Genomic DNA, 23,152 nt, shown 5'->3' on the forward strand with positions numbered 1-23,152 from the left:
CGGCGCCGACGCGCAGTGAATACCCGATCGACCACGGCGTAGCGCCGAGCTCCGTCCTGCCGGTAGGTATCGCCCGGCGTAGCCTACCCACCGGTATCCAGTGCGCTCACCTCGACCGCACCGAGCCAACCTACACGGCTCTACCGACCTTTCGACGCCTGGTCTGCACAGCAGAGCAACTCGAGTGGTGCTATGAAACGTGGATCGTCACCACGCCACGGCGATGATCACATTGAGAATGCCCAGACCGCCGGCGACATGGGCGAGCGTCGCGGTCGAACCGGGATTCTGCTTCTCCTTCTTCAGACCGATGAAGGCGACGACCAGCACGGCGAGGGCGACCAGCAGCTTGATGCCGATCTTCATGTGGTTCACCTCGACGACGTCCTGCGCCTCCCGGAGGCCCACCAGGGCGACACCGGTCACGACCTGCAGGATGGCGCCGTGCAGCATGCCGGCGACGACGCGCGGTTCCTTGATGACCGCGAGCCACGAACCGATGATGCCCGCGAGGCCGATGAAGTGCAGGATGAGGAAGATCTTGATGGCGATGTCCATGGGCGCAATCCGACCATTCCGGGCGTGGGCTGTCCAGTAAGGCGACACTCAGCGAGTGCCTGGGATCACGCCTGGCTGCGGTACCAATCGAGCAGGTCCGGGTCGTCGATCGCGGTGCGGTCCACCGCCCTGGCGGGATCGGCTCCCTGCAGGATCCGTTTGAGGGGAACCTCGAGCTTCTTACCGGTGCGGGTGTGCGGCACCCCGGGCGCGGCGACGATCTCGTCGGGCACGTGCCGGGGCGAGGCGTGCTCGCGCACGGCCGCACGGATCCGTTCCTTCAGGTCGTCGGTGAGCGTGGCTCCGTCGGCGAGGACGACGAACAACGGCATGCGGTACGTGCCGTCGGGTCGTTCGATGCCGAGGACGAGCGACTCGACGATCTCGGGCAGGGTCTCCACGGCCTGGTAGATGTCGGCACTGCCCATCCGCACGCCGTGACGGTTGAGCGTGGAGTCGGACCGGCCGTGCATCTCGAAGGTGCCGCGCTCGGTGATCGTGATCCAGTCGCCGTGCCGCCACACGCCCGGATAGACGGAGAAATAGGAGTCGCGGTAACGACTGCCGTCCGGGTCGTTCCAGAACCGCACCGGCATCGACGGCATGGGAGCGGTCACGACGAGTTCGCCGACCTCTCCGCGCACCGGTCGGCCCGCCTCGTCGAAGGCGTCGACCGCCACACCGAGGCAGGGCACCGAGATCTCCCCCGGCCACACCGGCACCGTGGGGACGGCCCCGACGAATGCCGTGACGACATCGGTCCCGCCGGAGATGGACATCACCTGCACGTGTTCCCCCGCATTGCGCGCCAGCCACGACGACGAGGAGGCGGGCAGCGTCGACCCGGTGACTCCGACGCCGCGGAGGGCCGACAGATCGTGGTCGTCCTGCGGGACGACACCGGCCTTGATGCAGGCCAGCACGTATCCGGGGCTCGTCCCGAGCACCGTGACGTTCTCGTCGGCCGCGATCCGCCACAGGCGATCGACCTCGGGATGGGAGGGGGCGCCGTCGTAGGTGACGACGGTGCATCCCACGAGCAGTCCCGAGAGCAGGAAGTTCCACATCATCCAGCTCGGGCTGGTGTACCAGAGGAAGCGGTCGCCGGGACGGAGGTCGAGGTGCAGCGATAACGCCTTGAGATGCTCGAGCAGCACACCGCCGTGGCCGTGCACGAGGCCCTTCGGCGGGCCGGTGGTGCCCGAGGAGAAGACCACCCACAGCGGGTGGTCGAAGGCGACGGGCAGGGGTTCGAGGTCGGCGTCGCCGGAGACGGCGTCCTGCCAGTCCAGGACGGCCCCGGTCTGCCCGGTCGTGTCCGACGGCGGCTCGCCGTCCGTATCGACGGACGTCCCGCCGTCCGACACGACGACCGTCAGGGCGAGGCCGGGCATCGCGGCGCGGAGCCGGTTCACCTCGTCGGCGCGGTCGTGCCGCCGTCCTGCGTAGCGGTACCCGGTCGCCGTGACGAGTGCGCGCGGTTCGAGCCGGCCCAGACGGTCGATCGCCGCGGGCACGGCGTAGTCCTGTCCGCAGCCCGCCCAGACGGCGCCGATGCTCGCCGTGGCGAGCAGGGCGACGATCGCTTCGGGGATGTTCGGCAGGTAACCGACGACACGGTCGCCCTCCCCCACCCCGTGCGCTCGGAGGGTCGCGGCGAGCGCGGCCGTGCGACGTTCGAGTTCGGCCCAGCCGATCTCGCGCCGGTGTCCCTCCTCGTCGAGGTGGACGATGGCTGCCTCGTCCGGGGGACGCTCCCGGAAGACGTACTCGGCGAAGTTCAGTCTCGCGCCCGGGAACCACACGGCGCCGGGCATGGCGGCGTCGGCCAGAGCCGGGCCGGGATCGGTGTGGGAGACGACGTCGAAGGCATCCCACACGGCCTGCCAGAAATCACCGGGCTCGTCGACGGACCACTGCCACAACGCCCGGTAGTCGGGCAGGTCGAGTCCGTGTCTCTCCTCGACGAACCGGGTGAACCCGGTGACGTTCGCCTGCTCGATATCGACGTCTGTCGGGGTCCATTGCGGTTCCACCACAGTTCACCTCCGGTCCGGGACCGTATCCGAACACGCGCGAAGGCCCCGCTCGGGCCCGACAGGAGGTGGTGCACGGCCGATCGCCGTGCACCACGTCCCGGTCGTCCGGGCGGAGCCCCGCGCGACGGGCTCTCGACTATCTCCTCTCGCGCGTCGCAGAGGTGTAGATGAGAGTGAGAACCACCGCGACGGCGATGGAGATGATCCAGCGGATCCAGTCGATGCCGGAGGTGTCCTCGTTGCCTTCGGACGAGATCATGCCCCAGATCCAGTAGCCGATCAGCGCGCCGATGATGCCGATGATGATCGTGATGATCATGCCCATCGCCTGCTTACCCGGGATCACCAACCGGGCGAGGATGCCGATGACTGCGCCGAAGATGATGGTGCCGATGATTTGTCCCATGGTGAGCCTCTCTGTTCGGCGCCGCACCTGCGGGCGGCGCAACCTCGACGACCATGTACCTCCTCAGTGTCGATCATGAACGGCGCACGCGGAGGCCGAATCGACGTCCCTTCCGGGTGAATTTCCTTCTCCGGCAGGCCGGGATCTCACCGGACCCCGTCTGCTCCGGCCGCCTCGAGCAGCGCGATCGCCTGCTCGCGCATCTCCACCTTGCGGACCTTTCCGGTCACCGTCATCGGGAACTCGTCGACCACGTGCACGTAACGCGGGATCTTGTAGTGGGCGAGTTTCCCGGTGCAGAACGCCCGGAGCGACTCGGCGTCGAGCGGCGCCGCGCCCTCGCGCATCCGGATCCACGCCATCAGTTCCTCGCCGTACTTCGTGTCGGGCACGCCGACCACCTGGGCGTCGAGGATGTCCGGGTGGGTGTAGAGGAATTCCTCGATCTCGCGGGGGTAGATGTTCTCCCCACCCCGGATGACCATGTCCTTGATCCGGCCCGTCACCGAGACGTACCCGTCCTCGTCCATGACTCCGATGTCGCCGGTGTGCATCCATCGGGCCGCGTCGATCGCCTCGGCGGTCTTGTCGGGCTGATCCCAGTAGCCGAGCATCACCGAGTAACCGCGGGTGCACAGTTCGCCGGGTTCGCCGCGCGGCACCGTCAGTCCGGTGACGGGGTCGACGACCTTGACCTCGAGATGCGGGCCGACACGACCGACGGTGCTCACGCGCCGCTCGATGCTGTCGTCGCTGCGGGTCTGCGTCGAGACCGGGGAGGTCTCGGTCATGCCGTAGCAGATGGACACCTCGCTCATGCCCATCCGGTCGATGACCTGCTTCATCACCTCCACCGGGCACGGTGATCCCGCCATGATGCCGGTGCGCAGGCTCGACAGGTCGTAGTTGTCGAATCCCGGGTCGGCCAGTTCGGCGATGAACATCGTCGGCACGCCGTACAGCGACGTGCACTTCTCCTCGGCGACGGCGCTCAGCGTCGCGGTGGGATCGAAGCCCGGCGCCGGCAGCACGATGGTCGCGCCGTGGCTCGTGCACGCGAGATTGCCCATCGTCATCCCGAAGCAGTGGTACAGCGGGACGGGGATGCAGACCCGGTCGCGTTCGGTGTAGTGGCACAGCTCGCCGACGAAGAAACCGTTGTTGAGCACGTTGTGGTGACTGAGGGTGGCGCCCTTGGGGAAACCGGTGGTGCCCGAGGTGTACTGGATGTTGATCGGATCGTCGGGCGACAACGAGGCCTGGGCCGCGTCGAGCGGTGCCCGGTCCTCGGTGAGCGCGGCGCGGCCGGAGTCGACGAGTTCGTCCCACCGCGGCGAGTCGAGCAGGACGACGTCCTCGAGGTCGGGACAGTTGGGCCGCACGGTCTCGATCATCTGCGCGTAGTCGGAGGTCTTGAACGTCGGGGCGGACACCAGCATCCGCACACCGGCCTGCTCGAGGACGTACTGCAGCTCGTGCGAGCGGTAGGCGGGGTTGATGTTGACGAGGATCGCTCCGATCTTCGCGGTCGCGTACTGCACGAGCACCCACTGCCAGCAGTTGGGTGCCCAGATGCCGACGCGGTCGCCCTTGGTGATGCCCGCCCGCAGCATACCGAGCGCGAGCGTGTCGACGTCCGCGACGAATTCGCTGTAGCTCCAGCGCTTTCCGGCGGCGGAATCGACGAGCGCCTCACGGTCGCCGAAGCGGGCGGCGGTGCGGTCGAGGTTGTCGCCGATGGTGTCGCCGAGCAGCGGGACGTCCCAGGCACCCTGGGCGTAGCTGGGCAGACGGTCGACGTCGAGGCCGGACATCGCATTCTCCTTCACGAGACGGGGATACGGCTGTGGTGGCGGTCGTCGGGCTGCTGCCGGACGACCGCCACCGGGGGTGGATCGGGGTGGAACGGATCCACCGGGTGTGGATCGGTGCGCGACGGATCCGCCTACTGCGGATCAGAGAGCCCGGTCGCGGGTCTCCACGAGCGCGGCGGTGCAGACCAGGCTCACGAGGCCGATCGCGGCCAGCATGATCCCGATCGCGATACCGCCGTAGGAGGCGGCGAGCGGTGCGGCGATCATCGGCGGGATGGCGCCGCCGAGGACACCGGCGAAGTTGTAGCCCAGACCGGCACCGGTGTAGCGGTAGCGGGTCGCGAACATCTCGGGCAGCAGTGCTCCGCACGGTCCGTAGGCGATACCGAAGATCGCGAGGGTGATCATCATCCCGAGCACGAACGCGATCGGTGAGCCGGTGTCGAGGAGCGGGAACAACACCAGTGCCCAGACCACGGAGAAGGCGCACGAGACCATGATGACCTTCTTGCGCCCGAAGCGGTCGGAATACAGCGCGGACAGCACGATCGCGAGACCGAAGACGAGCGACGAGGCGATGCCCACCATCAGGACGAACGGCCGATCGAATCCCAGCTTGGAGGTCGCGTAGCTGGTCAGGTAGGCCGTGCCCATGTAGAAGAAGGCGAACATGATGGCCAGCGCGCCGCCGGCGAGGAAGATCTCCTTGGCCTGGTAGCGCAACGCGTCGAGGAAGGGCAGCCGGCGCGGGGCCTCGATCTCGGCGGCCGGGGCGCTACGGCGGGCTTCCTGCTCCGCACGAAAGACAGGAGTCTCTTCGATGGCGAGGCGCATGTAGAGGCCGATGCCGACGAGAACGATGCTGAGCAGGAACGGGATCCGCCAACCGTAGTTCAGGAAGGCGTCGTTGGTGTCGCCGAGGGCGAGACCGGTGAACAGGAAGGTTCCGCTCGACAGGGCAAAGGCGATGGCGGGACCGAGCTGCGGGAACATCGCGTACAGACCGCGTTGACCCGGTGGCGCGTATTCGGCGGTGAGCAGGGTCGCGCCGGCCCACTCACCGCCCACTGCGAAGCCCTGGGCGAATCGCAACAGCACGAGGATGATCGGGGCGGCGACACCGATGGTCTCGGCGCCGGGCAGAAGGCCGATGAGCAGGGTGGAGATACCCATCAGCAGCAGCGTGGAGATCAGCGTCTTCTTGCGTCCGATGCGATCACCGAAGTGCCCGAACAGCATTGCGCCCACGGGGCGGGCGATGAAGGCGACGGCGAAGGTCGCGAAGGAGGCGACGGTACCCGCGGTCGATCCGAGCGCGGGGAAGAAGACCGTCGGGAAGACGAGCGCTGCGGCGGTGCCGTAGATGAAGAAGTCGTAGAACTCGATCGTCGTACCCATGCAGCTGGCGACGGCGACGCGCCGGATGCCGGGCCCTTCCTTCGAGGGTCCCGCGTGGCGGGGTGTGGATGGATCGGGACGCGAACGTCCCACCGGTCCGGCGACGGGGGGTTCGGCAGCCCCCGGGGTCGACACACTGGTCACGTGAGTCCTCCGTTGTCCGTTCGAACCGCGGGCGTGATCGCCTCGGCGGATGAACGAAAACGTAGTGATGCCGGTCACCCCCTCACCACCCCCGAAAGGGGGGTAGGGGTGACCGGCATCACATAGTGTACCAAACGAACGAAATTGTCAGCGGCCGGCGGCGCCCGCGATCTCTTGGCGCATCTCGCCCCACACGGAGGCGTAGGAGTCGATGTTGGCGGCCGTGGCCCACGCCAGCGAGCCGCCCTTGATCTTCTCCAGGGCCTCGGCGAACAGGTCCTGGTAGCGCGACAGGCGCGGCACGAACGCCGACACGTCGTCGAACAGACTCTGTGCCCGGCGGTCGAGGTCGATGAGGCCGTCGACGAATCCGTCGGCGTCCGCGTTCTCGAGGAGCGTGTTCAGCTCTTCGTCGAGCGGGAGGAACTGGTCGTAGAGCTCCGAGATCGAATCCTCGTCGATGGAGACCCGCTCGGCGTCGAGCTGATCGTTCAGCTCGGAGACACCCTTGTCGCTGAGACTGATTCCGCCGTCGTTCTCCGACGCCTTGCCCTGCTCGAGGAGTGCGGCCACTGCGGCCTGGCCGGCCGCCACCGACACCCCGAGGTGCGCGGCGAGCACCTCGGCCGTGACCTGCTTCTTCAGACGCACCGTCTGCAGCAGTGCCAGTTCGTCCACGTTGCCTGCGAAGGCCATGCCCACTCCTCGTCGCACCCGCCGGGCGCCCACGTCGTCGTCCGGAATCCGGACGGATTCCGTCCCGATTCTGACGCACACCGGCAACCGGCAGGTGAGTCACCCTCCTCCCGATGGGATCACGCAGATGCGATCACGGGGACAGGCCGGGCACCGGGCACGCGTCGGCGGCCTCGGCGACCACGGTGGGCACATCGGACACGGCGGGCTCCACGCCGGCCTCCCGGTCCCGCCCGGTGAGCGGCCGGTCGGCTTCCAGGAGGGCCAGTTCGTCGGGGGTGAATGCGCGCCCCCTGCTGAGGAACCGCACCCCCTCCGGACTTTCGAGACTGAACCCGGAGCCGCGTCCGGGCACCACGTCGAGGACGAGACAGGTGTGCTTCCACGCCTCGAACTGCGAACCGGAGATCCACACCGGCACGGCGTCGGCGCCGACCGGCGGATCGGAGCGGGTCTCCCCTGCCCCGAGACGCAGGTCGAGGACTCCGAGGAGCACGTCGCGGTCACCGACGACGAAATCGCCGTCGGGATAACACATCGGCGCGGAGCCGTCGCAGCATCCGCCGGACTGGTGCATCATGAGCGGTCCGTTGCGCTGCGCGAGACGGCGCAGCAGGGCGACGGCATCGACGGTCGCCACGATTCGCGGGACGGTCACAGGCCTGCCTTTCCGTTGGGGTGCACGATGTTCCGAGCGTATGGCAACGGCGCCTGCCACGTCGTGCGGACGTGACAGGCGCCGAAGTTCGGATCAGAAGAAGCCCTGTGCCTTGGGGGCGTAGGACACCAGGAGGTTCTTCGTCTGCTGGTAGTGGTCGAGCATCATGTGGTGGTTCTCGCGGCCGATGCCGGACTGCTTGTAACCACCGAAAGCCGCGTGCGCGGGGTACTGGTGGTAGGTGTTCGTCCACACCCGGCCGGCCTGGATGGCGCGACCGGCACGGTAGGCGACGCCACCGTCGCGGGACCACACACCGGCACCGAGACCGTAGAGGGTGTCGTTGGCGATCGAGATCGCATCGTCGAAATCGCTGAAGGACGTCACGGACACGACCGGGCCGAAGATCTCCTCCTGGAAGATGCGCATCTTGTTGTCGCCTTGGAAGATCGTCGGCTGCACGTAGTAGCCGCCCGAGAGGTCGCCGCCGAGATCGGCGCGCTCACCACCGGTGATGACCTTGGCACCCTCGCTCTTGCCGATCTCGATGTACGACAGGATCTTCTCGAGCTGGTCGTTCGAGGCCTGAGCGCCGATCATCGTGTCGGTGTCGAGCGGATCGCCCTGGCGGACGGCCTTGGTGCGGACCGCGGCGAGCGAGAGGAAGTCGTCGAAGATGTCCTGCTGGATCAGCGCACGCGACGGGCACGTGCACACCTCACCCTGGTTGAGGGCGAACATCGTGAAGCCTTCGAGCGCCTTGTCCTGGTAGTCGTCGTTCGCCGACAGCACGTCGGAGAAGAAGATGTTCGGGCTCTTGCCACCGAGTTCGAGGGTGACCGGGATCAGGTTCTGCGAGGCGTACTGCATGATCAGCCGGCCGGTGGTGGTCTCACCGGTGAACGCGATCTTGCGGATGCGCGGGCTCGACGCGAGCGGCTTGCCCGCCTCCACACCGAAACCGTTGACGATGTTGACCACGCCGGGCGGCAGCAGGTCGCCGATGATCGAGATCAGGTGCAGGATCGACGCCGGGGTCTGCTCGGCGGGCTTGAGGACCACCGCGTTGCCGGCGGCCAGGGCCGGCGCGAGCTTCCACACGGCCATGAGGATCGGGAAGTTCCACGGGATGATCTGGCCGACGACGCCGAGCGGCTCGTGGAAGTGGTAGGCGACCGTCTCGGAGTTGATCTCGGAGATCGAACCCTCCTGCGCGCGAATGGCTCCCGCGAAGTAGCGGAAGTGGTCGATCGCGAGCGGGATGTCGGCGTTGAGGGTCTCGCGGATGGGCTTGCCGTTGTCCCACGACTCGGCGAGGGCGATCGACTCGAGGTTCTCCTCGATGCGGTCGGCGATCTTGTTGAGGATCACCGCGCGTTCGGCGGGCGAGGTCTTCCCCCAGGCCGGTGCGGCGGCGTGGGCTGCGTCGAGCGCGAGTTCGATGTCCTCTTCGGTGCCGCGAGCGACCTCGGTGAACACCTGGCCGGTGACGGGGGTGACGTTCTCGAAGTACTCCCCCTTCACCGGCGGCACCCACTGGCCGCCGATCCAGTTGTCGTACCGGGACCGGAAGGACATGAGGGCGTCGGGCGAACCGGGACGGGCGTACACGGTCATGTGCATCTCCTGCAGCGTCGAGCGGTCGGTATGTGATCCGGAACACTACGAACGCGAGGGTTGCAACTACGTTGCGAGCTGCCTGTCCAATCGGGTCAATGTGGCATCGACCTGCGCGAAGCGGGGCGACCGAGGATCGATCGATGCCCGGTAGGCCGCCCAGGCGGTGATGTCCTCGCGACCGTGGACGGACGAGGTCCATTGCGCGAGCAGATGCTCCTCGCCGCAGCGCAACAGCGCCGCCCGCACGCCCGAGCGGAGTTCGTCGCGGATCTCCTCGATGCCCGGCGCCACCGATCCGGGCAGGATCTCCCCGGTACAGAGGCGGACCGCCGAGGCCACGTCGCCGCGGTCGAGTGCGCGACGCACGTCCGCGACATCGGTGTCGAGCGTGGTGAGCAGCCGGTAGGGCCGCGATCCGAGGTGTTCGGCCCCGAGCACCTTGCGCAGGCGCGACATCTCGGCGCGGATGGTCACCGAGTCGAGTTCGTTCTCGTCGAGCAGCATCGCGAGCCGGTCGGAGCTCAGGCCCTCGGGATGATCGGCGAGGATCAGCAGGATCTCGGCGTGCCGGCGGGACAGGCCGACGCGTTCGCCTCCGCGGTGCAGGGCGGGCCGCCCGGCGCCGATCGTCTCGATGCGCGGCGTCGCCGAGGGGAACAGCGGGCGGCCGCTCAAGGCATGCAACCGCAGTTCGGCCTCCGCCGCCGCGACCGTCGCGCGGACGAGTTGCAGGACCTCGGGCGCGGCGACCCGATGCCCACCGGTGATGTCGATGGCACCGAGGACCCGGCCGCTGGTGGGGTCGTGCACGGGAGCAGCCGAACAACTCCATTCGTGCACCGTGCGGTTGAAATGCTCGGCGCCGAAGATCTGCACCGAATGATCTACGGCGAGAGCCGTTCCCGGAGCGTTCGTGCCGACGCGGTCCTCGCTCCAGTCGGCCCCTTCGACGAAGCTCATCGACAGGGCGCGGTCGCGCGCGGCGTGATCGCCCTCGACCCACAGCAGCCGTCCCTGCCCGTCGGTGATGGCGACGAGCAGTCCGCTGTCGGCGGCGTCCTCGACGAGGAGCTTGCGCACCACCGGGCGGATCAGCGACATAGGGTGGCCGGCGCGGTACTCCTCGAGGTCGTGCCCGGAGAGCAGTGCGGGTTGTTCGACGACGTCGGGATCGATGCCGCGTTGCAGGCTCCGACTCCACGAGTCGCGGACCACCGAGCGCACCCCGTCGAGCCGATCCTTGCCGCGTGCGGAGACGAACGTGCCGTGCGCGCGCAGCACCGCACGTGCGTGCGCGGCCACGTCCGCTCCGGGGTCCAGTGCCACCCAGGGGTTGGTCGTCGCGATTCCACGATCCGTCATGTACCGGCGCCTCCTCCCCCGACACTGTAGTCGGGATCACACCGTGTGCGGCAGGGCATCCCTCGCGGTCGCGGCGACGCGGTGGGCGAGCATCACCGCGGTGGCATGGGGTCCACGGCTGGGGACCTGCGGAAACACCGAGGTGTCGACGACGCTCAACCCCTCGATCCCGCGCACGCGGCACCACTCGTCGACCACGGCGTGCTCGTCGTCGCCCATCCGGCACGTTCCGGACAGGTGCAGCGACGTTCCGAGCGTGCCGCCGCTCGCGTCCACGCTGCCGGCCTCGACGACGCCGGTGGTCGCGGCGAGGAGGTCGGCGGCGAGTCGGACACCCTCCTCCAGGGCTTGCCGGTCGGCCGGGTCGGTCAGGTATCGGTAGTCGAGCAGGGGTGGACGTCGCGGGTCGCGTTCGTCGAGCACGATGCGTCCGCGACTGCGTGGGCGCGTCAGGACGACGCCGAGCACCGGATCGGCGATGCCACTGCCGGGGATCGCCGCTCCGAATGCCGCGGTGTACGGGCGCAGTTCGAGGTTGCCGGTGTGCACGACCGTCTCGAGCAGCACCGTGTGCGACGGGAGACCCGGGCGGAAGCGGTACGGGACGGTGAACTCCGGATGGTCGGAGAAGTTTCGACCCACCCCGGGAAGGTCGTGCAGCGGCACGATGCCGAGCCGTCGCAGCTCGTCGGCCGGTCCGATCCCGGAGAGCATCAGCAGCTGCGGGGACCTCACCGCGCCCGCGGCGACGATCACGTGTCCGGCCGAGATCGTGCGTGGTCCGTCGGGTCCGGCGATCTCGACGCCCGCCGCGCGACCGCCCGACATCACGATGCGCGTCGCGGTCGTCCCGCCGGCGATCGTCAGATTCGGCCGGTCCAGGACGGGCGCCAGGTACGCGAGGAACGGACCCACCCTCGTGCCGTCGCGGAGGTTCGACGGGACCGCACCCACCCCGTCGGGTCCGGGGGCGTTGAGGTCGGCGACCGGTGTGAATCCTGCGTCCTCGGCAGCGTCGACGAAGGCACGCGAGAGCGGATGCATCCGTTCACGCGGCACCCGGGCGACCGGTATCGGGCCGGAACTTCCGTGCAGGTCGCCGGGGACATCCGCGTCGGTCTCGACGGCCCGGAAGTACGGCAGTACCTGCTCGTACGACCACGAGGTGGGCCACGACGCGAAGTCGTCGGGTCGCGCACGCACGAAGTAGGCGCCGTTGACCGCGCCGGAGCCGCCGAGCACCCGGCCTCGCGTCACGGTCGCCTCGACATCCGGAGTCAGCCGTGCGGGAAAGTCTGCGGTCCACGGGCTCTCCGGACCCACCGGAAGGACGGCGGCATCACGGATCTCGCGCGGAACAGCGGATGCCGATCCGAACGCCGCGCCCTCCTCGAGCAGCAGCACGGTGCGGTCCGGATCGTCGCTGAGCCCGGCGGCGAGAACGCAGCCGCAGCTTCCGCCGCCGACGATCACCACATCGGCGTGCGCCGGGATCATGTCACTTCCGGATGTCGGGTACGAGCGCGGCCGCCGTGCGGGCGTCGAGCGCACCCTTCCACAGCCCCGCGCCGTAGGCGAGGTCGTCGAGTCGCTTGTAGAGCAGGTACCGGACGGGATCGAGACCGCCGCTCTCGCGGTGCGTCTTCCAGTCCCAGATACCTTCGGCCACAGCACAAGCCAGAACCGCTCGACGCACCCGGCGAGAGAACACCGCTGCGACGACCGTCACGGGCCAGTAGTGCCGGCACACCGCCGACGCCACCTGCCACAGTCCACCGGCGAATCCCTGGGCCGTGAGCATCCCGGCGATGCGGTCCGGCCGGTCGAGCTCGGAGAACATCCGTCGCAGCCGCACGAAGGTGGCCACCTGGGTCAGTACCGCTGCGATCACCCCGATGCGGGTGAAACTCGCGATCGCGACGCACGTGAGGAGCGTCCAGACAGACATCACCATCGGTGGGACGGAACCCGGATGCCGCTCGGCGAGCGGGGCCGCACCGGTTCCGTAGAATGCCTTGCGCGTCAACCACGTCCGGAAGCGGGTGCGATGGTCGTGCGCGACCCGCGAGATGGGCTCGTACCGCAACCGCCACCCCGAGGTCTGCAGTCGCCGGCACAGATCGACATCCTCGGCCACGTGCATCGTCTCGTCGAAACCGCCGCAGGCGACGAGCGCGTCGCGGCGCACGAGCAGCGCCGCGCTCGGCACGTACGAGACCGGACCACCCGCGACCACGGCGGATTCCCGGCTGCCGAGGTCGAGCGACGAACGTGCGTGCTCGTACTTCGCGAGCGCGCTGCTGTCGGGTTCGAGAGCGACGATGCGCGGCGCGACGAGAGCGACCGCGGGATCGGTGAAGTGCCCCAGCGATCGTTCGAGCCAGCCGAGTTGCGGGACCACGTCGGAATCGAGGAAAGCAACGAATTCCGTTGTCACCTGCTGCAATCCGGTGTTCCGGGCCGCTGCGGGACCGCGTGAGGTCTCGTGGCGGATCACCCGGACGCGACCGCGTTCCGGCGCCTCGACCGGCTTCTCGGAACCGTCGTCGACGACCACGACCTCGTGCCCTTCGACGGCGGCGAGCAAACGCGCGAGGCCGGACGGATTGTCCTTGACGGGGACGACCACGGTGACGGCGGAACTCGGCGGCAGCTTCGTCGGGCGTGGGTTCCCGATTCCCGAATCGAGCAGGCGGCGCGCGACCGCGGCGCTCTGCGCGTCGACGACCTCGACGAAGTCCTCGTCGATCATCGCTGCGGCGGCGGGTGCGAGCTTGAGAATGCGCGTAGGTGATCCTCCGACGAGGACGCGCCCTCCGGCGAAGCTGCGTACCCGTGCGTCGATGCGCACACCGAAACCGTCGGGGAGCCGGGTCGCCCGGGGCTGTGCCGCCTCCGGGGAGGTCGCCTGTGGAGTGATCGCCCGACTCACCGAAGCCTTCCTTCCGTTCCCGGCTGCCACCGGGCGACCTGTGCACTCGCCCGCTCGACCAGACTCGCGAACAGGCGCGCGCCGAGTTCTGCGGTGGCCTCGGTGGGGTCTCCCAGCACTCCGTTCGCGGACACCGAGACGATACCGGCTTCGCGCAGTCGTGGCATCAGTGCTCCGATCGGTTCCGTCGCTCCGACCGCGGCCCGTGTCATGTCGACCGTCCCGGGTGCCAGGTGCAGCAGCAGACTCGTCTCCGTGACACCGGCGTGGGCGTCGGATCCGGGCACCGCGCACGGAAGCCAAGCAGCGTCGCGGCCTTCGTATCGCAGGAGGCTCACCGCCTCGATCAGCGGATAGGCGTTGCCGCCGTGCCCGTTGACGAAGACGACCCGCTTCGCCCATCGGCACACCGACCTGCCGTATTCGACGATCAGCGCCTTCGTCACCTCGGCCCCGATCGAGACGGTGCCGGCGAAACCTTCGTGTTCGCCGCTCGCTCCGTAGGGCAGCGGCGGGGCGAGGACCACCTCGGGCAGCGCCGCGGCGACAGCAGTCGCGATCCGGGTGTCGGTGTCGAGGGGAAGGTGCGGGCCGTGTTGTTCGAGCGCACCGATCGGGACGGCCACCGTCACCCGGTCGGGTTCGATGTCCGTCCAACAGGCGTCGGCGAGCTCCCGCATCACCGCTCCGATGCTAAGGGTTTCGCGGGCGTGCACGAAACCCGGAGGTCCCGGTAGGTACGCCCGGACGCCGAGATCCGATCGGTACGCTTTCCCGGTGCTGATCGAACCTCGTCCGCTGGACGATCCGGACGTGCAGGACCTCATCGGCGAGGTCCAGCTCGAATACGTGCGGAGGTACGGCGGACCCGACGACACCGAACTGGCGCCGCACGAATTCGAACCGCCACGCGGGGTGTTCCTCCTGGCGGTGGCCGACGGGGTTCCGGCCGGGATCGGCGGCTGGCGTGCACCGGAGCATTCGCATCGAGGGGTGCGCGACGATGATGCCGAGATCAAGCGGATGTACGTGCGGGCGAGCATGCGGCGACGTGGTGTGGCAGCACGGGTGCTGGGTGCGCTGGAGCGGACGGCGACCGATGCCGGTCGCCGCCGCATGATCCTCGAGACGGGCAGCGAGCAACCCGAGGCGATCGCGCTGTACGCGAAGGCCGGGTACGTGCCGATGACCGAGCGCTTCGGGCTCTACGCAGAATCACCGACGGCGATGTACTACTGCAAGGAACTGCCCCCGATCCGTCCGGCGACCGACGACGACCTGCCGGTGCTGCAGGAGATCGAACGCGCGGCGGGCAAGCCCTTCGCCGAGATCGGGATGGCGTTCGTCGCCGACGACGATCCTCCGTCCGTCGAGGAGTTGCGCGCCCACCGGGACGCGGGCCGCTGCTGGGCGTGGTTCGACGAGCAGGGACGAGCGGTCGCGTATCTCGTGGCCGACGTCGTCGACGACGGTGTCCACATCGAGCAGGTGTCGGTGCATCCCGATCACGCGCGTCGCGGGATCGGCCGCAAGCTGATCGACCATGTCGCGGGGTGGGCTCGGGACGCCGGGTTCGGATCGCTGACGCTGACCACCTACCGCGACGTGCCGTGGAACGGCCCGTACTACGCGCGTCTCGGCTTCCGCACGGTCGCGGACGACGCCCTCTCCCCCGCGCTCACCCGGATCCGCGCGGAGGAACGGAAGCACGGCCTCGACCGCTGGCCGCGGATCGTCATGCGTCGCGGGCTGGAGGCGTAGGAGCCAGGTCCCTGGCGGCCCGCTCCCCCTCGGTGATCGCGGCATGCAGGCGGCGGGGGGTCACCGCATCGCCCACGCGGATCACCCTCGTGCCGGCTCCCGCGAGTTCCCGCCACAACTCGTCGACGGGCTCCTGATGGGTGGCGACGACGACCGCGTCCACCGTGAGCGTCGTCTGCTCACCGGTCGCGTGGTGGACCAGGGCGACCTCGGCGCCGCCCGGCAGGTCCACGACACCGCCGACGGCGACGCCGGCGAGTCGCTCGATCCGCTTGTCGTGGGCGCGGTGCAGCCAGCCGTCGAGCTCGAGCGTCAGACCGAGGTCCTGGCCCACGAGCATCCCCGGCGTACACACCGTCACCGCACATCCCCGGTCCGCCAGCAGTTCGGCGACCGACGTCGCCTGGTGGAAACCGAGATCGTCGACGACGAGGACCCGGCCGGAGGGTGCAGTGCGACCGGTGAGCACATCGCGCACATCGCTCACCCGTGCGGACGATCCCGCCCAGGCGGGCCGGTGCGGGCGCGCGCCCGTCGCGACGACCACGACGTCGGGCGCGAGCGCGTGCAGTGTCGCGGCATCGGCGGTCACACCGGTGCGGATGTCCACTCCCCTGCGGCGGCACTCGGCGTCGAGGTGGGTCACCGCACCGAGCAGTTCGGCACGGTGCGGGGCTGCGGCCGCCTCACGGATCTGACCGCCGGTACACCGGTTCCGTTCGAGCAGCGTGACCGAATGCCCCTGCCCGGCAGCCGTCACCGCCGCCTGCAGACCCGCGGGTCCGCCGCCGACGACAACGACCCGATGCGGTACGGCGGTCGCGGCGGGAGCGTCGGATTCGTACCCGGCATGGGAATTGACCGCGCACGCGATGGGACGGTTGAGCCCGACCCGTCCGATGCATTCCTGGTTGCAGCCGATGCACGGCCGTATCTCGTCGTCGCGGCCGGAGAGGGTCTTGTTCGCGAAGTCCGGGTCGGCGATCTGCGCACGCACGGCGCCGACCAGATCGCACACTCCGTCTGCGAGCGCGGCACCGATCTGTTCAGGTCGGGTGAAGCGCCCGACCCCGACGACCGGCAGCGACACCGCTGCCCGGATCGCGTCGGGGACGAACAGCGAATAACCGTGCGGGGTGGACATCGGGGCTTCGACCAGATGCAACGTCTCGGTCGCGACACCCACGGACGTGTTGAGGTAGTCGACGTCACCGCTCGCCTCGAGCATCTGCGCGACCTGCACGGCGTCGTCGATGCCGACACCGCCGGCGGTGCCGTCGTGACCCGTCAGCCGCACGCCCACGACACGGTCGCGTCCGACGGCCCGTCGCACAGCGGACACCACCTCGAGCAGCAGCCGGGCCCGCCCGGCGAGATCCCCGCCGTAGCGATCGGTGCGACGGTTCGTCGCGGGTGCGAGGAAGGCACGGAGGACGGATGCCTGGGAGCACTGGATCTCGACACCGTCGAAGCCGCCTTCGGCGCAGCGGCGGGCGACGTCCGCGTAGCCCCCGACGAGTTCGGCGATGTCGGATTCCGTCATCACGCGCGGGACCTCACGGAAGAGCGGGTCGGGTTCGGGACTCGGCGCCCACAACGGTTGCCCCGTGTACATCGAGGTGCCCTGGGCGCCGTTGTGGTTGAGCTGCGCGAGGATCCGCGTGCCGTGCCGGTGGATCGCGTCGGTGAGGCGACGGTAACCGGTGATCACGTCCGGGTCCCAGCCCCGGATCAGTTTCTCGTAGGGCCGGTCCGAGGGGTGCACGGTGTGCTCCTCGGTGACGATCATCGACGCGCCGCCGCGTGCTCGGGCTTCGTAGTACGCGATGTGCCGGTCGGTGACGGTGCCGTCGACCGAGAAGTTGGTCAGGTGCGCCGGGAAGACGATGCGGTTGCGCAGGGTGACCGGACCGATCCGCAACGACGCGTGCGGAACGGTGCCGGTCGCCGTGCGCGTCACCGTCAGACCTTCGAGTTGCCCTGGTCGATGGCCATCTGGCTGCCGGTGATCGTGGAGGCCCGATCGCTCGCGAGGAACAACACGGTCTCGGAGATGTCGTCGGGGTCGGCCGCGGGCTTCTCGGTGAGGATGGGGACGAAGTTCGGTCCCCACGACGGGTTCTTCTCGAACAGCTTCAGGACGCTGACGTCGGTGCCCATCGGGGTGTTCACGCCGTAGGGGTGGATGGAGTTGACCCGGATGCGGTACGGGCCGAGTTCCTTCGCCGCGGCCTGCGTGATACCGACGAGGCCGAATTTCGCTGCTGCGTAGTTGATCTGGCCCGGCATCGCCTTGAGGCCCGCCACCGAGCTGACGACGATGATCGATCCGCCGTTGCCGGCCTCGATCATCGCGGGGGCGGCGGCCTTGAGGGTCTTGAAGACACCGGTGAGGTTGATGTCGATCAGCTCTTCGAACTGGTCGTCGGGCATCTCCCAGAAGCGGTTCCAGCTGCAGATGCCGGCATTGGCGACCACCACGTCGAGGCGCCCGAACTGGGCGACGCCCTCGTCGACGACGGCCTTCAGTGCGGCACTGTCGCGCACGTCCGCGACACGGGCGAGGATCTTCCCGCCGGCCTCCTCCACGAGGCGGACCGTCTCGTGGAAGTCGTCCTCGGTGGCCTGCTCGTAGGTCACGTACTCCGAGACCGGGGCCGCAATGTCGACGCCGATGACGGACGCGCCCTCGCGCGCGAACCGGATGGCGTGGTTGCGGCCCTGCCCGCGTGCGATCCCGGTGATGAAGACGACCTTGCCGTCGAAATCTCCCATGTCGGCCCTTCCGTAGACCCGGATTAGAACGCGTTTCAGTGTGCCCCACGTTACAGCGCCGTGGCCACCCGGTATCCCTCTCGGACGGCCTCGCGCACGGTCCTCGGGGCCACGCGGTCGCCGATCGACCACGATCCAGGCCACTCGGACACTTCTGCCGGTAGCAGGGGTGCACAGTCGACCAGGACAGCGTCCGCGACCCGCGTGGATTCCCCGGACACCCGGTCGACGAGCACGACGCCGTCGTCATCGACCGAAGCGACCCGGCACCCGAGATGTCTCACCACGCCCGCCCGCTGCATGCGGACGTCGGAGGCGACGAGGTCCCCCGTCGGCGCGAGTCGTGATCCGGCGACCGGGTCACCCGTCGCATAGTGGACCTCCCCGCCGAGCTCCACGAGACGGTCGACGACGGCACCCGCCACCGGACCGCCCGTCGGATCCCACACGACCGTGGGGGACGTGGGCTGCCGGGTCCCCGAGAGCACCTCTGCGGCGGTCGCGTACCGCTCGGGCGCGGTCACCGGAAAGGAGGGCGGACGGGCAAGCCCGCCGGTGGCCTGCACAACCGCAGTGCCGGCGGCGAGCGCATCCGCGATGTCGGCGGCACTCGCTTCCGTGCCGGACCGGATGTCGACGCCCGACTCCCGGCACTGCTGTTCGAGCCAGTCGACGAGCGCAGCGAAGTCGGGTCGGCCCCCGCACGAGACGGCGGCGATCGTCCCACCGACCCGCTCGTCCGCCTCGACCAGGACGACACGGTGACCGCGCATCGCTGCCACGCGGGCAGCTTCCAGTCCGGCGGGCCCGGCACCCACCACGAGTACGTCGCGTGCGGAGGTCACCGGTTCGGGTGGGTCCCGTGTCTCGTCACCGGCCTCCGGGTTCGCGATGCACCCCACGACCGGATTGTGGAAGTCGTCGACGAGGCACGCCTGGTTGCAGCGCACGCAGGGACGCGGCCGACGACCGCGACGGGCAGCGAGGACGAGGTCGGGGTCGGCGATCTGCGCGCGGGTCATCTCGACCAGGTCACACGCGCTGTCGGAGAGAACCCGCTGCGCGTGGCCGGCGTCGACGATGCTGCCCTGCAGAGCGATCGGGACCGATCCGGAGACCTCGTCACGGATGCGGCGGCACAGGTCGTCGTTGAACCCGGCGGGGACATGTGCATCGGGCCGATACGACTCGGGTGAGAACAATCCACCGCGCACCACGGTGAGCAGGTCGACCGATGATGCGATCGCGCGGACGTATCCGGCGGCGATGTCGGGTGTGATGCCCGCCCACGGCGCGTTCTCGTCGCACGAGAGTCTCAGTGCAAGAATGCGATCCGAGCCGATTCGCACGCGAACGGCGGCAATCGACTCACGCAGCAGCCGCAGGCGTTCGGTGCCGTATGCGTCGTCGCGACGGTTGGTCAGCCCGGAGAGGAACTGCCGCAGCAGCGAGGTCGGTCCGGCGTCGAGTTCCACTCCGTCGAGACCCGCTTCCGCGGCGACGACGGCAGCACGGGCGAAGGACTCGACCAGTTCGGCGATTTCACGCTCGGTCGCCTCGGCAGGCAGTTCGCGTGTCACCGGATCCGGCACGCGCGAGGGTGCCCACAGCGGTGCCCGGGTCCACGCGCTCGAACCCTGCAGGCCGCGATGACCGAGGCCGGCGAGCACGAGTGTGCCGTGCGGACGGCAGGCCTCGACGATCCGCCGGTAGCCGTCCCCGCAGTGCTCGGCCAGCGGCGCGCGTTCGTAGGGGTGGTCGGACGGGTGCACCGACGCCGTCTCCGTGACGACGATCCCGCACCCACCCCGCGCACGTCGCGCGTAGTACGCGACGTGACGGTCCGAGAATGCCCGGCCGTCACCGAGATCGGTGACGTGCGGACCGAAGATCACCCTCGACGGAGCGGTGCGTCCGGCGAGGGTGATCGGTTCGGTGAGCGCGGGGCTCATGTCGTCGGTTCGGTCAGATGCCGAGGTCGCGGCGGAAGCCGTCCGGCACGAAGACGTCGTCGGGGGTGAGCTCGTGGATCGAGTTCTTGCCCAGACCCATGAGGGCGGAACCGATTCCGCCGGACAGGATGTCGAGGACGTTCTCCACGCCCGCCTGACCGTTCGCGGCCAGACCCCACAGGTACGCACGGCCGATGAGCACGGCCCTGGCGCCGAGCGCGATCGCCTTGACGACGTCGCTGCCGCGGCGGATACCGCCATCGAGCAGCACCTCGACGTCCTTGCCCACCGCTTCGGCGATCGCCGGCAGCGCCCGGATCGGCGCCGGGGTGCCGTCGAGATTGTTGCCACCGTGGTTGGACACCGAGATGGCGGTGACCCCGGCGTCGACGGCGCGCTTGGCGTCGTCGACGCGCATGACGCCCTTGAGCATGAACGGTGCATCGCCCCACTGCTCACGCAGCCACGCGACGTCCTCCCAGGTGGGCAGGGGCGTGGTCATCCACTCGCCGTAGGCGCCGAAGAAGGTCGGGGCCTGGCCGTCCGGCGGTGTGAGATTGGGGGTGGTCAGATCCGGCACCCCGCCGGTCTTCGCCCATTCGAGCAGCCACTTGGGGCGGGTGATGCCCTCGGGGGCGAACTTGACCATCGCCTCGAGGTTCATCCGCTCCGGGATGGCGGGGCTGCCCCAGTCGCGACCGTTGGAGAACGACCAGTCCAGCGTCATGATCAGACCCTTCGCACCCGCGGCGCGGGCACGTTCCATGCGCTGGATCAGCGTGTCGCGGCTGCCGACCCAGTACATCTGGAAGAAGGTCTTGTCGTTGACCGCCGCGACCTCCTCGATGGACTTGCTCGCGAACGACGACAGACCCATCGCGGTGCCGCGGGCGGCGGCCGCGCGGGCCACGGCGACCTCACCGTCCGGGTGCACGGCCTGCACACCGGTCGGCGAGATCATCACGGGCAGGGACACATCCTGTCCCATGATGGTCGTGGCCATCTCCCGCTTGTCGGACAGTCCCGCGACGTGCGGGGCGAACCCGAGTTCGCGGAAGGCGGTGGTGTTGTCGTCGACCGTGATGCCGGCCTCGGACCCGGCGACGAGTGCGCCGTAGACGGACTTGGGCAGGCGCTTACGGGCGCGCTGCTGTGCGATTGCGACGGTCTCGAACCACGGGTCCTGGGCCCACGGATTCTTCAACCAGGAAGGCTTGGCCATCGTCGGTCGTCTCCTCGGAAGATCTAGAGCCCTGCGAGCGGATTCTCGTCGCAGAACTTGGCGGGGGGCTTGGTGAGCAGAGTCAGCGGTACCGGTGCGGCCGGGGTGCGCCGTTCGGCGCGCTTGCCGGTGCGCGAGTGGTCGACGCTCGACTGCGGCACGGTGCGCTCGGCTTCGAGCGCGGACTGCCCGTAGCCCTGCACGCATTCGGGATCGGGGCCGTCCATCGGCAGGCCGGTGAAGAACTTCGCGGCCATGCAACCGCCGCGGCACGCGTCGAAGAAGTTGCACGAGGCGCACGCACCGGCGGACTGCGGTTCGCGCAGTTCGCGGAACAGCTCGGAGTTCTTCCACACCGACGCGAAACCACCGTCGGTGAGGATGTTCCCGGCGTGGAAGTTCTCGTGGATCGCGAAGGGACACGCGTAGACGTCGCCGACCGGGTCGATCAGGCACACCACGCGTCCCGCGCCGCACAGGTTCAGTCCGGGCAGCGAGCCGCCGCCCTCGCCGCCGAAGGCGGACAGGTGGAAGAACGAGTCGCCGGTGAGCACGCCCTCGCCGTGGGCGACGAGCCAGTCGTAGAGCTGCCGTTGCTGCTCGTGGGTGGGATGCAGGTCGTCCCACACGTCCACGGCGCGGCCGGACGGGCGCAGTCGCGTGATGCGCAGGGTCGCGCCGTAACGGTCGGCGAGAGCCTTGAATTCGTCGAGCTGGTCGACGTTCTGGCGGGTGACGACGACGGAGATCTTCGCGTCGCGGAAACCGGCCTCGGACAGGTTCTCCAGCGCGCGCACGGCCATCGCGAACGAACCCGGCCCGCGCACGGCGTCGTTGACCTCGGCGGTGGCGCCGTCGAGGGAGATCTGCACGTCGACGTAGTCGGAGGCGGCCAGCCGGGCGGCGACCTTCTTGTCGATGCGCACACCGTTGGTCGAGAACTTCACGCCCACCTGGTGTTCGGTGGCGTAGTCGACGAGTTCCCAGAAGTCGGATCGCACGGTGGGTTCGCCGCCACCGATGTTGACGTAGAAGACCTGCATGCGTTGCAGCTCGTCGATGATCGCCTTGCACTGTTCGGTCGACAGTTCGCGTGGGTCGCGCTTGCCCGACGAGGACAGGCAGTGCACACACGAGAGGTTGCAGGCGTAGGTGAGTTCCCAGGTCAGGCAGATCGGGGCGTCGAGGCCCTTCTCGAACTGGTCGACGAGGCGGCCGACCTTCGGCGGGGCGGAGGTGGTGGGCGGTTCGAGCAGCGAGGTCATGGGCTGGTCCTTACAGACGTCAGGCAGGAACGATCATGTGCGAGTCGGCCAGGGTGCCCAGGGCGCGCACGTAGGGGCGCTCGGCACTCTCATCGATCCCGTGCGCTCGCAACGCTTCTCGCACCGACCCGTGGTCGCCGAGGGATCGGACGACGTCGACGATGACGGTGTTCTTCAGGAACGACAACTTGCGGGTGCCGAAGTGGTAGAGCAACGCCCCGAACGGCTCGGGGCGAAGCGCTACCTGCGGGTGGAGCCGCCAGCCGGCACCCGGATCGAACATCTCGGTGTCCATTGCTACGGGGGACACATCGGTGGCTCCGGGCGCGGTCATGTCAGTACACGCCGCACATGCCGTCGATGGAGACCTCTTCGACGAGGGACTCCTCGATCAGATCGGATTCGATCACGGCGTTGTCACGATCGGACATGTTTCCTCCTCGGTTTCTTCTCCTGGATCGGAGTCGGTCGTCACAGTGGGACTTGCGCTGTGAGCCGGTTCACCACTGTAATGGCATCGAGTGCAGAATGTCACCCCTCCGGGAGGAAG

Annotated in this window: 20 protein-coding genes; 1 reads left to right on the top strand and 19 read right to left on the bottom strand. The window is 68.9% G+C overall.

The genetic code is table 11. The features are described from left to right. Nucleotides 1–207 precede the first annotated feature (207 nt). From CKW34_RS17520 to mftE, 12 genes are all read right to left on the bottom strand, one after another. Nucleotides 208–558: a hypothetical protein gene (locus tag CKW34_RS17520; protein ID WP_059383257.1), complete on the bottom strand. Its 351-nt coding sequence runs from the start codon at nucleotides 556–558 to the stop codon at nucleotides 208–210. Nucleotides 559–623: 65 nt separating this feature from the next. Further along, a complete protein-coding gene (locus tag CKW34_RS17525; protein WP_059383258.1) occupies nucleotides 624–2,594 on the bottom strand; it encodes an acetoacetate--CoA ligase in 1,971 nt (656 codons plus the stop codon). 139 nt (nucleotides 2,595–2,733) lie between these two features. Then, nucleotides 2,734–3,003 carry a GlsB/YeaQ/YmgE family stress response membrane protein gene (locus CKW34_RS17530; protein WP_059383259.1) on the bottom strand — a complete coding sequence of 90 codons (270 nt, stop codon included), beginning with the start codon at nucleotides 3,001–3,003 and terminating at the stop codon, nucleotides 2,734–2,736. Nucleotides 3,004–3,149: 146 nt separating this feature from the next. Beyond that, on the bottom strand, nucleotides 3,150–4,817 hold the full coding sequence (locus CKW34_RS17535) for an AMP-binding protein (RefSeq protein WP_059383406.1): 1,668 nt from the start codon (nucleotides 4,815–4,817) through the stop codon (nucleotides 3,150–3,152). Nucleotides 4,818–4,958: 141 nt separating this feature from the next. Then, nucleotides 4,959–6,359 carry an MFS transporter gene (locus CKW34_RS17540; RefSeq protein WP_059383260.1) on the bottom strand — a complete coding sequence of 467 codons (1,401 nt, stop codon included), beginning with the start codon at nucleotides 6,357–6,359 and terminating at the stop codon, nucleotides 4,959–4,961. Nucleotides 6,360–6,506: 147 nt separating this feature from the next. Further along, nucleotides 6,507–7,055, bottom strand: coding sequence for a hypothetical protein (locus tag CKW34_RS17545; RefSeq protein WP_059383261.1), 549 nt, complete (start codon nucleotides 7,053–7,055; stop codon nucleotides 6,507–6,509). A gap of 133 nt (nucleotides 7,056–7,188) precedes the next feature. Beyond that, nucleotides 7,189–7,713 (bottom strand): DUF779 domain-containing protein, encoded by a 525-nt coding sequence (locus CKW34_RS17550; RefSeq protein WP_059383262.1) that lies wholly within the window; start codon nucleotides 7,711–7,713, stop codon nucleotides 7,189–7,191. Nucleotides 7,714–7,806: 93 nt separating this feature from the next. After that, nucleotides 7,807–9,330: an aldehyde dehydrogenase gene (adh, locus tag CKW34_RS17555; RefSeq protein ID WP_059383407.1), complete on the bottom strand. Its 1,524-nt coding sequence runs from the start codon at nucleotides 9,328–9,330 to the stop codon at nucleotides 7,807–7,809. 66 nt (nucleotides 9,331–9,396) lie between these two features. Continuing rightward, nucleotides 9,397–10,695, bottom strand: coding sequence for a GAF domain-containing protein (locus CKW34_RS17560; protein WP_059383263.1), 1,299 nt, complete (start codon nucleotides 10,693–10,695; stop codon nucleotides 9,397–9,399). A gap of 36 nt (nucleotides 10,696–10,731) precedes the next feature. Beyond that, entirely contained in the window at nucleotides 10,732–12,192 is a 1,461-nt protein-coding gene (gene mftG / locus CKW34_RS17565) for a mycofactocin dehydrogenase MftG (protein ID WP_059383264.1), read from the bottom strand. 1 nt (nucleotide 12,193) lies between these two features. After that, nucleotides 12,194–13,627 carry a mycofactocin biosynthesis glycosyltransferase MftF gene (gene mftF / locus CKW34_RS17570; protein ID WP_059383265.1) on the bottom strand — a complete coding sequence of 478 codons (1,434 nt, stop codon included), beginning with the start codon at nucleotides 13,625–13,627 and terminating at the stop codon, nucleotides 12,194–12,196. Then, on the bottom strand, nucleotides 13,624–14,307 hold the full coding sequence (mftE, locus tag CKW34_RS17575) for a mycofactocin biosynthesis peptidyl-dipeptidase MftE (RefSeq protein WP_059383266.1): 684 nt from the start codon (nucleotides 14,305–14,307) through the stop codon (nucleotides 13,624–13,626). The genes mftF and mftE overlap by 4 nt, the downstream gene beginning before the upstream one ends. Before the next feature lie 97 nt (nucleotides 14,308–14,404). Between mftE and CKW34_RS17580 the strand changes: the two genes are divergently transcribed. Beyond that, nucleotides 14,405–15,388, top strand: a complete 984-nt coding sequence (locus CKW34_RS17580; protein WP_059383267.1) for a GNAT family N-acetyltransferase — start codon at nucleotides 14,405–14,407, stop codon at nucleotides 15,386–15,388. On the opposite strand, the gene CKW34_RS17585 is transcribed toward CKW34_RS17580, so the two are convergent. Genes CKW34_RS17585 through mftA form a run of 7 tightly spaced genes read right to left on the bottom strand, consistent with a single transcriptional unit; the run spans nucleotide 15,363 to nucleotide 23,033 of the window. Beyond that, nucleotides 15,363–17,348 (bottom strand): mycofactocin system FadH/OYE family oxidoreductase 2, encoded by a 1,986-nt coding sequence (locus CKW34_RS17585; protein WP_095092043.1) that lies wholly within the window; start codon nucleotides 17,346–17,348, stop codon nucleotides 15,363–15,365. The two genes, CKW34_RS17580 and CKW34_RS17585, sit on opposite strands and share 26 nt — an antisense overlap. 2 nt (nucleotides 17,349–17,350) lie before the next feature. Next, nucleotides 17,351–18,163, bottom strand: a complete 813-nt coding sequence (locus tag CKW34_RS17590) for a mycofactocin-coupled SDR family oxidoreductase (RefSeq protein WP_024101647.1) — start codon at nucleotides 18,161–18,163, stop codon at nucleotides 17,351–17,353. A 50-nt stretch (nucleotides 18,164–18,213) separates the two neighbouring features. Continuing rightward, entirely contained in the window at nucleotides 18,214–20,115 is a 1,902-nt protein-coding gene (locus CKW34_RS17595) for a mycofactocin system FadH/OYE family oxidoreductase 1 (RefSeq protein ID WP_059383268.1), read from the bottom strand. A 13-nt stretch (nucleotides 20,116–20,128) separates the two neighbouring features. Further along, entirely contained in the window at nucleotides 20,129–21,337 is a 1,209-nt protein-coding gene (gene mftD / locus CKW34_RS17600; RefSeq protein ID WP_059383269.1) for a pre-mycofactocin synthase MftD, read from the bottom strand. A gap of 23 nt (nucleotides 21,338–21,360) precedes the next feature. Next, on the bottom strand, nucleotides 21,361–22,602 hold the full coding sequence (gene mftC, locus CKW34_RS17605; RefSeq protein WP_059383270.1) for a mycofactocin radical SAM maturase: 1,242 nt from the start codon (nucleotides 22,600–22,602) through the stop codon (nucleotides 21,361–21,363). A 19-nt stretch (nucleotides 22,603–22,621) separates the two neighbouring features. Further along, the gene (gene mftB, locus CKW34_RS17610) at nucleotides 22,622–22,936 is read right to left on the bottom strand and encodes a mycofactocin biosynthesis chaperone MftB (protein ID WP_370670861.1); all 315 of its coding nucleotides are present in this window, start codon (nucleotides 22,934–22,936) and stop codon (nucleotides 22,622–22,624) included. A 1-nt stretch (nucleotide 22,937) separates the two neighbouring features. Then, a complete protein-coding gene (mftA, locus tag CKW34_RS17615) occupies nucleotides 22,938–23,033 on the bottom strand; it encodes a mycofactocin precursor MftA (RefSeq protein ID WP_006553546.1) in 96 nt (31 codons plus the stop codon). Between the last annotated feature and the right edge of the window lie 119 nt (nucleotides 23,034–23,152).

This window comes from Rhodococcus rhodochrous, assembly GCF_900187265.1.
Taxonomy (GTDB): Bacteria; Actinomycetota; Actinomycetes; order Mycobacteriales; family Mycobacteriaceae; genus Rhodococcus; species Rhodococcus rhodochrous.

Bases quoted from the DNA above. Each gene is read 5' to 3' on its own strand.
- mftA (WP_006553546.1), bottom strand. From the start codon at position 23,033: ATGTCCGATCGTGACAACGCCGTGATCGAATCCGATCTGATCGAGGAG.
- mftD (WP_059383269.1), bottom strand. From the start codon at position 21,337: ATGGCCAAGCCTTCCTGGTTGAAGAATCCGTGGGCCCAGGACCCGTGG.
- CKW34_RS17595 (WP_059383268.1), bottom strand. From the start codon at position 20,115: ATGAGCCCCGCGCTCACCGAACCGATCACCCTCGCCGGACGCACCGCT.
- mftG (WP_059383264.1), bottom strand. From the start codon at position 12,192: ATGATCCCGGCGCACGCCGATGTGGTGATCGTCGGCGGCGGAAGCTGC.
- CKW34_RS17545 (WP_059383261.1), bottom strand. From the start codon at position 7,055: ATGGCCTTCGCAGGCAACGTGGACGAACTGGCACTGCTGCAGACGGTG.
- CKW34_RS17530 (WP_059383259.1), bottom strand. From the start codon at position 3,003: ATGGGACAAATCATCGGCACCATCATCTTCGGCGCAGTCATCGGCATC.
- mftC (WP_059383270.1), bottom strand. From the start codon at position 22,602: ATGACCTCGCTGCTCGAACCGCCCACCACCTCCGCCCCGCCGAAGGTC.
- CKW34_RS17520 (WP_059383257.1), bottom strand. From the start codon at position 558: ATGGACATCGCCATCAAGATCTTCCTCATCCTGCACTTCATCGGCCTC.
- mftE (WP_059383266.1), bottom strand. From the start codon at position 14,307: ATGCGGGAGCTCGCCGACGCCTGTTGGACGGACATCGAACCCGACCGG.
- CKW34_RS17560 (WP_059383263.1), bottom strand. From the start codon at position 10,695: ATGACGGATCGTGGAATCGCGACGACCAACCCCTGGGTGGCACTGGAC.
- adh (WP_059383407.1), bottom strand. From the start codon at position 9,330: ATGACCGTGTACGCCCGTCCCGGTTCGCCCGACGCCCTCATGTCCTTC.
- CKW34_RS17590 (WP_024101647.1), bottom strand. From the start codon at position 18,163: ATGGGAGATTTCGACGGCAAGGTCGTCTTCATCACCGGGATCGCACGC.
- mftB (WP_370670861.1), bottom strand. From the start codon at position 22,936: ATGACCGCGCCCGGAGCCACCGATGTGTCCCCCGTAGCAATGGACACC.
- CKW34_RS17535 (WP_059383406.1), bottom strand. From the start codon at position 4,817: ATGTCCGGCCTCGACGTCGACCGTCTGCCCAGCTACGCCCAGGGTGCC.